The 13311-nt window shown below is 31.9% G+C and carries 7 protein-coding genes; 4 read left to right on the forward strand and 3 right to left on the reverse strand.

Annotated features, from left to right (window positions below):
- Position 1 precedes the first annotated feature (1 nt).
- Both ybeY and JM80_RS03785 read right to left on the reverse strand, forming a co-directional pair.
- The gene (gene ybeY, locus JM80_RS03780; protein WP_034644278.1) at positions 2-421 is read right to left on the reverse strand and encodes an rRNA maturation RNase YbeY; all 420 of its coding nucleotides are present in this window, start codon (positions 419-421) and stop codon (positions 2-4) included.
- On the reverse strand, positions 414-3890 hold the full coding sequence (locus JM80_RS03785; RefSeq protein ID WP_144709269.1) for a DUF4175 family protein: 3477 nt from the start codon (positions 3888-3890) through the stop codon (positions 414-416). The genes ybeY and JM80_RS03785 overlap by 8 nt, the downstream gene beginning before the upstream one ends.
- Positions 3891-4019: 129 nt before the next feature.
- Here JM80_RS03785 and gltX point away from each other — a divergent pair, with 129 nt between their 5' ends.
- Complete coding sequence (gltX, locus tag JM80_RS03790) at positions 4020-5531, forward strand: glutamate--tRNA ligase (protein ID WP_144709270.1); 1512 nt, start codon at positions 4020-4022, stop codon at positions 5529-5531.
- Positions 5532-5681: 150 nt separating this feature from the next.
- Positions 5682-6641, forward strand: a complete 960-nt coding sequence (locus tag JM80_RS03795) for an SPFH domain-containing protein (RefSeq protein ID WP_013620897.1) — start codon at positions 5682-5684, stop codon at positions 6639-6641.
- A gap of 279 nt (positions 6642-6920) precedes the next feature.
- On the opposite strand, the gene JM80_RS03800 is transcribed toward JM80_RS03795, so the two are convergent.
- Positions 6921-8606 carry a glutamine--tRNA ligase/YqeY domain fusion protein gene (locus tag JM80_RS03800; protein WP_144709271.1) on the reverse strand — a complete coding sequence of 562 codons (1686 nt, stop codon included), beginning with the start codon at positions 8604-8606 and terminating at the stop codon, positions 6921-6923.
- A 253-nt stretch (positions 8607-8859) separates the two neighbouring features.
- Here JM80_RS03800 and JM80_RS03805 point away from each other — a divergent pair, with 253 nt between their 5' ends.
- On the forward strand, positions 8860-11115 hold the full coding sequence (locus tag JM80_RS03805; RefSeq protein WP_013620895.1) for a gliding motility-associated C-terminal domain-containing protein: 2256 nt from the start codon (positions 8860-8862) through the stop codon (positions 11113-11115).
- A 6-nt stretch (positions 11116-11121) separates the two neighbouring features.
- On the forward strand, positions 11122-13254 hold the full coding sequence (locus tag JM80_RS03810; protein WP_144709272.1) for a type IX secretion system membrane protein PorP/SprF: 2133 nt from the start codon (positions 11122-11124) through the stop codon (positions 13252-13254).
- Positions 13255-13311: the final 57 nt, after the last annotated feature.

Below are 13311 nucleotides of genomic sequence, written 5' to 3' on the forward strand. Positions count from 1 at the left end.
CTTAATGTTCCACGTGGAACAATTTAATTTTTTCTTCTTCTTTACTCCTCATTAATGCCGCTTCTTCAATAGATTTATCCTTGTATCCGGCAAGATGTAGTAAGCCGTGAGCCATAACTCTAAGCATTTCTACATCAAAATCTACCTTAAAATCTACTGCATTTTCTTTAACTCGTTCTACAGAAATGTAGATATCAGAGCTAATAACCTTCCCATCTGTATAATCAAACGTAATAATATCTGTATACGTATCGTGATTTAAATACTGCTGATTGATGTTTAACAAGTATGAATCATCACAGAAAATGTAATTGATATCACCCGTTAAATGCTCTTCAGAAGCTATAATCCTATTAATCCAATCGATATACTTGGTATTATCAATTAAACTAAAATCTGTTTCATAATGAAAATCAATCATTTGTTTTAAAATAACGTTGCACTTTATTTTGAAAAATTTGCTGCAAAGGTAGTGCTTGTCTATTTAAAATTTCTATTTCGTTACGATAATTCTGTAAAGCCTCTGGCTTAGTCGTAATAGGATTGGTAAACTTATTTTTTGCTTTATTAGCTTCTCTTGCACTCTTTTCACCTTGTTTTAAAGCTGCATTTTCTAACTTCAAGAGTTGATGTTGAATATTATTTGCTTTGGTTTGAGTTCTATTTGTTATACCATTTTCAAGTAAATCGTTCTCAAAATCTTCCATTTGTTGCAACAGTTTCTTGGCTAAATTTTTATCTTCTTTTGCAATCATATCATTTAATTGCTGTTCTAAAGCCTGTCTAATTTGCTGTTGTTCTTTGTAAATTTCATAAATTTCTTTTAGTTCTTCCTCAGATAACCCTTGTCCTGCGGCACCATTTTCACCATTTTGGTTTCCGTTTTTGCCTTTAGAATTCTTATTTTCTCCATTGCCACTAGCTCCATTTTTGCCATTTTCACCTTTCTTTCCGCCCTCGCCTTCGCTACCTTTTTCTCCAGTTTTACCTTTTTTACCATCAGATCCCGGCTTGCTCCCACCAGGTTTTTGACCTTCACCAGGCTTTTTACCTTCAGAAGATTTTGAATTTCCCTGTTTACCTAACTTATCCTTTAAGCTATTTTGAGCTTTAATAATATCTGGTAATTGAAAACCTTGCCCCTTTCCTTGTCCTTTGCCAGCACCAGATTTCATACTCTGGTTCATATTATCTAGCAAACTAGCAAGAAAATCTGCCAAACTATTAGATGAGTTAAGAACATATTTTTGATTAGCGGTGGCTAAATAAGTCCTATTTTCTGCTAATTGTTCTAATGATTTATCAATATTATAAAACACTTCAGTAATGTCCTTATTTACCTTTTCTGAAATTTCTGCCTGACGCAAAGAGAGTGCAAACAGACTATCATCTACATGCTCAAACAATGTACGTAATTCTTTTTGGCGCTTAATTGTTGTAGAAAACTTAGCAACATCATCATCTTTTGAGCTAATATCATTATACAATTGCTCCTGTTTAAAAGAGAAAATAACAAGATTTTCTAGAATTTGACGAAGCATTTCAGCATCTTCAGTAATAGATGATCCACTAGAACCAGATGAAGATTGCTGCATTTGAGAACTCATTTGTCTCATTTTATCAGCTGCAGATTTTTGTTTTTTTGCAGCTTTATTACTGGCTTTACTATCAGATTTAGAAGAATTATCACTCCCCTGTTCCTTATTTAGCTCTTCTAAAGCATCATTTTGATCCTGTTTAACGGCGTCTTGTTTTGCTTTATTAGCCTTAATATCTAATGGTTTTTGTAATTTTTGATTGTCCTTTTCAAGCTCATCAAGTTCTTTAGTTAAATCTTCAAAGGCTTTGTTTAATTTTTCCTGCTCCTCTTTTTCAAAATTTTGGTCCTGTTTAAGCTCTGATAGTACCTCTTGTTTCTCTGCAAGTTTCTCTAAATCTTGTGCTAATTGGGCCAATTTTTCTGTAACATAATATTTTTTTGTGAGCTCTAAAAGCTGTTCTAGGTTACGCTCACTATTTTTTTGGCTCTTACCGAGTTCTTCTAAACGCTTAGTTAACTGATCTTTATTTATTTTATCTGCTACTTTATTTAGTTCTTCAAGTAATTTTTGGTTCTTTTTTGCTTGTTGTTCCTGACGTTCTAAACGTTCTTGAAGTAATTTATTCTGTTTATCGTCTGTATTACTCTTTTGTAAATTCTCTTTTAATTGCTTGCTAAACTTCTCCATCATTTGCTCTTGCTGTTGTTGCTTTTGCAAATAATCCTTAACCTCAGACTGTTCGGTATAATTTAAAGAAGTTTTTTCCTTTTGTTTGTTATTTAATTCCTTTAAAACATCTTTTTGTTCTTTAAACTTATCTAAAGAATTATCTAAATTATTTAAAAGTTGTTGCTGTTGCTGTAGACTATTATTTTTAAGTGCGTTATCATCTAATAAGACTGTACTAAACACTTGACTTTTAGTGGTTTTACCATTATGTATAGCATCATTATCTGTAACAATAAAGTAAAAATTATATTCAACATTAGGTTCTAAACTTAAACCAGATGGAAATGTATAATAAAATTGTGCTACATTACTATTAGGTGATGAAATATTGATTATTTGCTTATTTTCTATAGAATTACTTGGATAACAAACTAGTTTTATACTAATCAGTTTATAATCATCAGATGCAGTACCAGAATAATATAACACATTAGGGTTTAAGCTATCTTTAACTTGGTTGACTTGCAATGCAGGGCTAGCATCTTTTACAACAGTAAACTTATATTCTAATTTTTCAAAATTTGAAACATTTTTGTTAGAGGTGCTAATACTATAGTGGGTACTTTGGTATATATTTTTAGTGGTTGTAAAAATGTTTTCTTTTTTATTAAAGCCAATTTTTGAATCCTTCACCTGTAAAGAAATACTATCTATATGATTGCCTTTTATAGTCCACTGAACTTTGGTTCCTTCAGGAAAAGTAGCATTACCAGTACTTTGAAGAGTTTCTGGTTGCCTGTTAGTATATGAAGGATACATTAATTTCATATTAAAATTCTCTAGAAAAGGGACCTCTAAAACAGTAAGGCTATATTGTTTAGATGTAATACCATTAGCTAAAAAATAAAAAGAAGTGCTCTTATCTGGAGAAACAAAAGTATGCTCATAAAAACCATTATTTTCTTGTAAAAAAAACTCATTACCGTTAGCAATAATAGATATATTTTCTGGTTTAATATCACCTTCAGTTGTAACCTTAAGTGTAATATCTTCACCTTTTAAAACACGTAAATTATTGTTAATCAATTTAAAAGAAAAAGGAGCAGGTTTTTCAAAAGCCATTTTATAGTTAACAACCCTATCATAGGATCCAAAAAAAGAACTTAAATTTCCAGATAACCAAACCAATATTATTACTACTAGTGGTACTAGCAAATATTTAGCGTATTTAAAATTTTCAGAAAAATTTATTGCTTTAACGAAAGGAACAGCATCTAACTTTTTAGAGCGTTGTTCTATACTGGCCAATAAAAGCTCAGATGTTTGTTGGTTATCTGCTAAATCTAACAAATTATACAACTTATCACCTACCTCAGGAAAATGTTTACCAATTAAAATTGCTGCATCCTTATTAGAAATTCCTTTTTTAAGCTGAAATAAATAAAAAAGAGGTGTTAAAATATAAGCATATAAAAGGTAAAAAGTAATTGCTAAAAGTGTTAAAAGCAACAACAATCTACCTGTAGAATTAAACCATAATAGGTACTCAAGCCCTAATATTACTAATAAAGTCAGCAATCCAAAACTAATAAAAAGGAGTAATCCTTTAAGTAACTTTTGGGTATAAAACCTTCTAGTAAAGGCCCTTAATTTTTGTAAAATATGGTCTAAACTATTCAAAATCTGTGATATTTAATACCAAGATACCCACAGTTTAAGAAAAACATAGAAAAAAATTGTTAAAAAGTGAGTATAACACTTTAATAGGACAAATAACTAACTGTATCTTTGTAGCAATAAATATATATTATGAGTTCTAAAGTAAGAGTACGTTTTGCTCCAAGTCCTACCGGACCGTTACATATTGGTGGTGTGCGCACTGCCCTATTTAACTACCTTTTTGCAAAAAAAAATGGTGGAGATTTTATTTTGAGAATAGAAGATACAGATCAAAATAGATATGTAGAAGGTGCTGAGCAATATATAATTGACAGTTTAAACTGGTGTGGAATTGCTTTTGATGAAGGTCCTGGAAAAGAAGGAAAATTTGGTCCGTACAGACAAAGTGAACGTAAACATTTATACAAAGAATATGCAGATGAGCTAATTGCAAATGGTAAAGCATATTATGCTTTTGATACTGCAGAAAGTTTAGATGAACATAGAAAAAACCACGAAGCTAATGGTAAAACTTTTATTTACAACTGGCATAATCGTTTAAAATTAAACAACTCACTAGCACTAAGTAAGGAAGAAGTAGATGCCAAATTAGCTAATAATGAGCCATTTGTAATACGTTTTAAAACTCCTGAAAACGAAAAATTAGAACTTAACGATATAATACGTGGTACTATGCATATAGATACTAATGTATTAGATGATAAAGTATTGTTTAAAAGTGATGGAATGCCAACGTATCATTTAGCAAATATTGTTGATGATCATTTAATGGAAATTACTCACGTAATACGTGGTGAAGAATGGTTACCATCTTTAGCCTTACACAAACAATTGTATGATGCTTTTGGCTGGCAAGCACCAGAATTTGCTCATTTACCATTAATTATGAAGCCTGTAGGTAAAGGTAAATTAAGCAAAAGAGATGGAGAAAAGCTTGGGTTTCCTGTGTTTCCGTTATCATGGAAAGAGTCCACTGGCTATAAAGAAGAAGGGTATTTTCCGGAAGCAGTTGTAAACTTTTTAGCTTTACTTGGCTGGAATCCAGGTACTGAGCAAGAATTGTTTAGTTTAGATGAGCTTGTAAAAGAATTTTCTTTAGAGCGTGTAAATAAGTCTGGAGCTCGTTTTGATCCAGATAAAACCAAATGGTATAATACACAGTACTTACAAGCAAAAGATAATGCAGAAATTGCAACATTATTAATGCCTACTATTTTAAGTCACGTACAAGAAACTCATCCGTTAGCAAAACAAGAAACTGTTGAGCGTTTGGTTGACTTATTAAAAGAGAGAGCAACTTTTGTAAAAGATATTTGGGATTTAGCAGACTATTTTTACGTTGCACCAAAAGAATATGCACCAAAAGCAGTAAAAAAACAATGGAAAGAAGGTACTCCAGACATATTAAACCAGTTGGTATCTGTTTTGGAATCAATAACAGACTTTAGCTCAATCAATACAGAAACAATTGTAAAACAATGGATTACAGATAAGGAATTGTCTTTTGGTAAAGTAATGCCTCCTTTTAGATTGGTATTAGTTGGCGATATGAAAGGACCACACGTTTTTGATATTGTTGAATTATTAGGAAAAGAAGAAACTATTAAAAGAATACAAACTGCTATAGATAAATTAGCGTAAACTATATACCTTATTAAGCAAAAGCTACAAATGAATATTATCATTTGTAGCTTTTTTTTTATAAAAATGTAACATATCCCCTATTTTAATTACATATATATGTACAGTATTTGTACATTTAAAACATAAACCTAAAAACCTTAAAAAATTATGGGAAGTTATTTATTAATACCACTAATAGTATTTGTAGTATTTGTAATATTTTCAGCTGCATTTGTAGTTAAACAACAAACAGCTGCTATTATTGAAACATTTGGTAAATTTAGTAGCATTAGACAATCTGGTCTGCAATTTAAAATACCTTTTATGCAACGTATTGCTGGTAGATTAAGCTTAAAAATTCAGCAATTAGATGTAATTATTGAAACAAAAACTTTAGATGATGTATTTGTAAGATTAAAAGTTTCTGTTCAATATAAAGTAATAAAGGATAAAGTATATGATGCTTTTTATAAACTAGATTATCCGCATGATCAAATAACATCTTACGTTTTTGATGTAGTACGTGCAGAAGTACCAAAAATGAAATTGGACGATGTTTTTGTTAAAAAAGATGATATTGCACTTGCAGTAAAAGCAGAACTTAATGATGCAATGTTAGATTACGGTTTTGATATTATTAAAACATTAGTAACTGATATTGACCCAGATGCACAAGTAAAACAAGCTATGAACCGTATTAATGCATCTGAAAGAGAGAAGATTGCAGCGCAATTTGAAGGAGATGCGGCACGTATTTTAATAGTAGAAAAAGCAAAAGCTGAAGCAGAAAGTAAGCGTTTACAAGGACAAGGTATTGCAGATCAACGTAGAGAAATTGCACGTGGATTAGAAGAATCTGTAGAAGTACTTAACAAAGTTGGTATAAATTCTCAAGAAGCTTCTGCCCTAATTGTTGTTACCCAACATTATGATACATTACAATCTATAGGTGAAGAAACAAATACTAATTTAATATTATTACCAAATTCACCACAAGCTGGTAGTGATATGTTAAATAATATGGTTGCATCATTTACAGCAAGTAATATGATTGGTGAGTCTATGAAAAAAACAAATACTCCTAAAAAAGGAGATCAAAAAAAATTAGACAAACCAAAAGATGAATAGAAAAAAGTAATCTAATAAAAATTAGAAAATCCGATAGAAATTTAAATTTCTATCGGATTTTTTTATACTTATAAAATTTTACAAAAATTAAAAAGCAAAACTTGCTAAAAAAGGAACTTTTAAGACAAAAAACTATTTAAATGAGCTTACAGAGCGTTATACTAAACCACCCTTATAATGACATTAAGTTTTTAAAAAAAACGTTTAAAACTCACTAAAAAAAGCCTTTTTTAATAAGAAATGTTAATGATTTTTACATTAGCATCAATAAAACTTATACTAGCTTTTTTGCTGAATTTTTGCCCAAGAATCTCGTAATCCCACAGTTTTATTAAAAACCAAATTTTCAGCTGTACTATCAGTATCAATATTAAAGTAACCCATTCTTTGAAACTGAAAACGATCTCCAATATTTGCATCTTTTAAACTTGGCTCAACAAAACCTTTAATTACTTGTAAAGAATCTGGATTTATAAATTCCATAAAATCTTTATCTTTATGAGTATCCGGGCTTTCATCTGTAAATAACCTATCATACAATCTAATTTCAGATTCAATTGCATGTTGTACAGATACCCAATGTAAAGTTCCTTTTACTTTTCGTAAACTTTCTTCGGTACCACTACCACTTTTACTTAAAGTATCATATGTACATTGAATTTCAGTAATATTCCCATCGGTATCTTTTGTGCAAGATTCTGCCTTAATAATATATGCACCTTTTAAACGAACCTCTTTACCTAATTTTAATCTAAAGAATTTTTTATTAGCCTCTTCTCTAAAATCAGCTTTTTCAATATAAATTTCTCTAGAAAATGGTATTTTTCTACTACCAGAATCAGGATCTTCAGGGTTATTTTCTACGTCTAACCACTCTTCTTGTCCCTCTGGATAATTGGTAATTACAACTTTTACAGGGTCTAAAACACCCATTACTCTAGGTGCAATTTTATTTAAATGTTCACGAACATGAAACTCTAATAATGATACATCTATAAGGTTCTCTCTTTTTGCAATACCTATTGTATCTGCAAAATTACGAATAGACTCTGGTGTGAAACCCCTTCTACGCATACCAGAAATAGTAGGCATTCTAGGGTCATCCCAAGATTTTACAACTCCTTCTTCTACCAATTTAAGCAACTTTCTTTTACTTACAACGGTATGGCTAAGATTACGTCTTGCAAACTCTCTTTGTTTTGGTCTTGTTTTAGATTCATCATATACTTGGTCTAAAAACCAGTCATACAATTCTCTATGCATAGCAAACTCTAACGTACAAAAAGAATGAGAAACTTGTTCTAAGTAATCACTTTCTCCATGAGTCCAATCATACATAGGATAAATACACCAATCGGTATTTGTTCTGTGGTGGGCTTTGTGTAATATACGGTACATAATAGGATCTCTCATAAGCATATTAGAGGAGGTCATATCTATTTTAGCACGTAAAACGTGTTCGCCTTCTTTAAATTCACCATTTTTCATACGTTGAAAAAGGTCTAAATTTTCTTCTACAGACCTGTTTCTAAAGGGACTAGCAACACCAGGTGTTGTAGGCGTACCTTTTTGTTCTGCCATAGCATCAGAAGATTGACTATCTACATAGGCCTTATTTTGCTTTATAAGAAAAATTGCCCAATCATACAACTTCTGAAAATAATCTGAAGCAAAGCACTCATGCTCCCATTTATAGCCTAACCAAGAGACATCTTTCTTAATTGCATCTACGTACTCTTGTTCTTCTTTTGCCGGGTTTGTATCGTCAAAACGCAGATTAACAGGTGCATTGTAACGTAAACCTAACCCAAAATTTAAACAAATAGAACTAGCGTGTCCTATATGTAAATACCCGTTAGGTTCTGGTGGAAAACGAAAACGTAAATCCTCTTTTGAGAAACCATTTTTCAGGTCTTCCTCGATAATGTGCTCTATAAAATTTAATGATTTTTCGCCTTCATTCATAGGATAAAATTAAGCTGTAAAGGTACAAAATTAGATTAATTATAGGTGCTAAAAAATCGGTCACCATACAATAAAGCCATTTTCACAACATATTTAAATACTACTACAACAATAAATTTATGAACAAGTTATAAACAACCATATTTGTTAAAGCAAATTTCGCACACGCGTTAAAATGTTTGCAAAAATTTTAAACGTTTAATCTAACTAACTATGTCCCCAGACAATAAATAGTTACAAAAAAAATCATCTCATGAGAACAACACCTACTACAGCTCTTTTGGTACTTTTATTGTTATTTAGCTACTCGCTAACAACAACAGCCCAAATTTTAAATGCTCCAGAACCCATTGCCGACCCAAGTGGTGGTGGTACAAGCGGATGGACTGCCGCATGTGCATCATCTGGATTTAACTCTTACTGGGTAAACTTTACCTGGATAAATGCTCCTGCAGTTAACAGTGACAACAAATTTATTTTAGAATTATCTGACTCTAATGGCAACTTTGGTAGCCCTGTAGTATTAGCTACATTAGATGATAAAAACTCTAATTATGACTTTAACATACAGTTTGCATTGCCTACAGACACTAGAGGCGAAAATTACAAAATACGAGTAAAAAGTACTAGTCCAGAGAAAGTGAGTCCGACTGCGGGTCCTTACTCTATGTACTATGTAGACTTTAACTCGCCAATATTAATGAGTCAAGATGGTAACGGTAATATACCATCTGGCGGTACCATAGAAGTTTGTGATGGTACAGCAATAACAATGGCTCCACATAATGTACCTAATGCTAGTAGTTACAAGTATAACTGGTATAAAAGCGGTACATTATTATCAGAAAAAGGACCATCATTAACTACAACAGAAGCAGGTATGTATTCTGTACAGATAGATTATGGTTCTATATGTTCTGGATCTGCTAGCACAGATTCTAATATTATAGAAGTTACAACGGGGACAAGTTTAGGAGTTGCCTTAAATACACCTTCTAAAACAAGTTTATGTTCTACAGAAACAGAAACACTTACTGCAAACATATCTGGCCAAGGCTTAACGTATGTTTGGTATAAGGATGATGTTGCTATTACATCACCAACTGTAGATAACCATACATATACAGTAGATGGCTCTACACCAGGTTTTGAAGGTAACTATGCAGTAGAAATAAGTGGCCCAGGAGCTTGTTTAGAGCGTTCTGCAGCTATTTCTATAACAACTGCATCTAATGTTACATTAACAAGAGATAATGAAGCTAACCTTGTTATTTTACCAACTAAAACTAAAACATTACAAGTAACTAGTAGCAGTACAGCTGTAACTTATGCTTGGTACAAAGATGGAGTAGTACTTAGTGGAGAGACTACAAATACATTAGTTGTGAATAGTGCAGGAGAATATTTTGCGCGTATAACAGACAATGGTGGCAGTTGCCCATTTACAATAGATTCTGATAAAACAACAGTAGTAAGTCCGGCTTCTTTTAACATAGCAATAGATTATACAGCTGCTTATACAGACTGCCAAAACACAACAACAACATTAGATGTAAAAACAATTGAAGCTGTTGCTGCAGATGGTACAAAAACAGATGTTACAGCAGATCTTAAAAATGAATTTACATACCAATGGAAAAAAGATGGTGTGGCAATTTCTGGCGAAACTAACAATGCTATTGCACTATCAGATATTACTGCAAATGGAGATTATACATTAAATGCAAGCATAAGTGGCTACAGCGCTACAGATTCTAACACTTTAGGCGTAACATTATTAACATCAGAAACCGTAGCTATTACAGCAAGTAGTACTACTTTTTGTAACCCAAGCAATCCGGTAGTAATAAGTACAACAACAGCATTAGCAGGTGAAACCTTTACTTGGTACAAGAATGGTGTTAGTTATAATACTACAGATGAAACTTTAACTAGTACAGAAACAGGAACATTTGTTTTAGAGGTACTAAAAAATGGCTGTCCGTTACGTTCTAACGAAGTTGTTATTTCTCCTTTAAATGAAGATTTAATAACGTTAGACAGCTCAGATCCAGTTATTCTTATAGAAGGACAAACTAAAACAATATCTGCAAGCGGTGGTACAAGTTACCAGTGGTTAGATGCAGCTAATGTAGAATTAAGCACAAGTTCATCTGTAAGTTTAACAGCAGAAGGCACATACACGCTTATAGCAAAAATAGACGACTGTGAAGTTATAAAACAATTTACAGTTTCATACAAAGATACTTTTAACGTTCCTAACGTAGTAACACCTAATGGTGATGGTAAAAACGACCTTTGGGTATTACCAAACTCTTACTCTAACAACCCTAATGCTACTGTTATTATTTACAACAGTAATGGTGAGGAAATTTTAAATGAAAAAGGTTACAAAAACAATTGGCCAACTTCATCTATGAGTTTCCCTAAGCAAAATATGGTGTTTTACTATAAGATTATTGATGACAAAGGTGGTCAAAAACAAGGGACTATAACAATTATAAGATAATTTAAAATGTTTAAGTTTAAGTACATATACTTTCTATTATTAGTGATGGTGCTAACCAATGTTAGTGCCCAAGAGGTTAATCCATACCTATCATACGATGTTCCATCGCAGAACCTTTTAAAATATAATAGGTTCTTAATAAACCCTACGTTTTCTACGGTAAGGGAAGACAAGTCGTACATAAACTTATTACACAGAAACCAATCGGTAGAATTTACAGATAACAATCAAAACTACTTTTTAAGCTATAGTGGACGTATTAATGACCGTACAGGTTTAGGTTTAAGTATATACCAGCAAACAGCTGGTACACTAACAAATTACGGTGTACTTGCTAACTATGCTTACGGTGTAAAACTAAACGACAAAAGTAACTTTACTTTTGGAGCCAATATGTCTTACTATGCCAGTGGTTTAGATAAAAGTAGAGTAAACGCTGCAGATCCAGACGATCCGTTTTTAAATGGTCAAAGAGACAATTTATTACAGTTTCAGCCTGGTGTTAACTTGTCTTATGGTAAGTTTGATATTGGTTTATATGCAGAAAACTTATTTGATTATAACCTAAAAACAAGCGAATCTATTACAGAATTTGCAGATAAAACTTTCTCTGGTCACTTACAATATACACATCAATTTGATAAAACATCTGGTATTTTAGAACAAGGTAGATTAATGCCTTTGGCTAGAGTACGTAAAGGTGGGCAAGAAGATGTTGTGCTTGGCGGTAGCCTTATATTAGATTTACCTAAACTTGGATGGGCCCAAGTTGGTTATGATGACCATTATGGTGCCGCTGCAGGTTTAGGTTTTAATCTAAACAAACGATTATCATTAGGGTATACTATGGAAAAAGGTATATCTGGTGATTTAGATAATTTTGGTGTAACTCATGAAATCTCTGTTGCATACTCATTTACTCCAAACTTAACAGAAGACAGAGTAATGTTAGAAGATGATAGTGATAATGAACTTGCATTTAATGAAGAAGATACAAACTTAGACGAAGAATTAGAATCTGAAAAATTTGAAGAACTTAAAAAACGATTGGCTGAAAATGACCAAGTTTTGGCAGAGTTAATGTACAGACAAGATTCTTTAGAAATAAACAGACAAAGAGATTTAGAAAAAAGGTTTGAAAGAGTGTTACGTATGGTACGTAGTGAAACTCAAGGTAAAAGACCAGATTTAGAAGAGAGAGCTAAAAAAATGTATTTCATTAATAATGATGAAAATGCAGTTGCAGAAAACACTATTAATAAACCAAACGGTATAGAAAAAGATGTAACAACTGTTGTTACTCCAAAGACCTCAACTTCTGGCTACCAAAATGCTACTAATAACACTGTTGAAAATGCAACTGTAGCAACAGATGCAACTAAAACAAAAAATGCAGTAGCAAATAATAGTACAACAAAAAAAGTAACTAAAAACGCTTCTACAATAAAAAGAAGAAAATTTAAACACTTAAACGGTGTACAAGATGGCTACTATGTAATTGCTAATGTATACAAAGGGCAAGGGTATTTAAATAAATTTATTAAAGACCTTGAAGATAATGGCTTATCTGCAGATTATATAAGAGATCCAAAAACAGATTTAAAGTATGTGTATTTAGAAAGATATGATACTTGGAAAGAAGCAGAAGCAGCGCATAACTCACAACTTAACGGCGCATACGATTATGATATGTGGATTATGAATGTAGACAATGGTACAAATACAGATAGCAGGTATAACAATACTGGCTATGCAGCTACTACTACAAAAGACAAAACAAAAACAAGAGATAAGTATAGTAATGACAATCCTAAATTTAGAAACCCTGTACAGAAAGACAATGTTGCAGGTACTTATCCAACACCCAAAATTGTAAAATTTAATGGTGTAGACTCTGGTTATTATATAATTGCAAATGTTTTTGCAAGTGCTAAAAATGCAAACAACTTTGTTAAGCTACTAAACAAGCAAGGCTTAAACGCTAGCTATTTTATAAACCCAGAAAATAATTATAGATATGTGTATTTAAAAAAGCATGGTACATGGAACAATGCTTTACTGTCATACTATTCTAATATTAACAGCTCTTACCAAGACCGTATGTGGATAATGAGAGTTACTCAAAACAACATAGCGTAATGGATAAGATTTTTTCTAAAATAATACTTTTTTGTGCTCTATTGCTGACTTGTATTG

Source organism: Cellulophaga sp. RHA_52, assembly GCF_007827205.1.
Classification (GTDB): Bacteria; Bacteroidota; Bacteroidia; order Flavobacteriales; family Flavobacteriaceae; genus Cellulophaga; species Cellulophaga lytica.

Excerpts from the sequence above, each read along its gene's own strand:
- gltX (WP_144709270.1), top strand. The coding sequence starts at position 4,020 with ATGAGTTCTAAAGTAAGAGTACGTTTTGCTCCAAGTCCTACCGGACCG.
- JM80_RS03805 (WP_013620895.1), top strand. The coding sequence starts at position 8,860 with ATGAGAACAACACCTACTACAGCTCTTTTGGTACTTTTATTGTTATTT.
- ybeY (WP_034644278.1), bottom strand. The coding sequence starts at position 421 with ATGATTGATTTTCATTATGAAACAGATTTTAGTTTAATTGATAATACC.
- JM80_RS03795 (WP_013620897.1), top strand. The coding sequence starts at position 5,682 with ATGGGAAGTTATTTATTAATACCACTAATAGTATTTGTAGTATTTGTA.
- JM80_RS03810 (WP_144709272.1), top strand. The coding sequence starts at position 11,122 with ATGTTTAAGTTTAAGTACATATACTTTCTATTATTAGTGATGGTGCTA.
- JM80_RS03800 (WP_144709271.1), bottom strand. The coding sequence starts at position 8,606 with ATGAATGAAGGCGAAAAATCATTAAATTTTATAGAGCACATTATCGAG.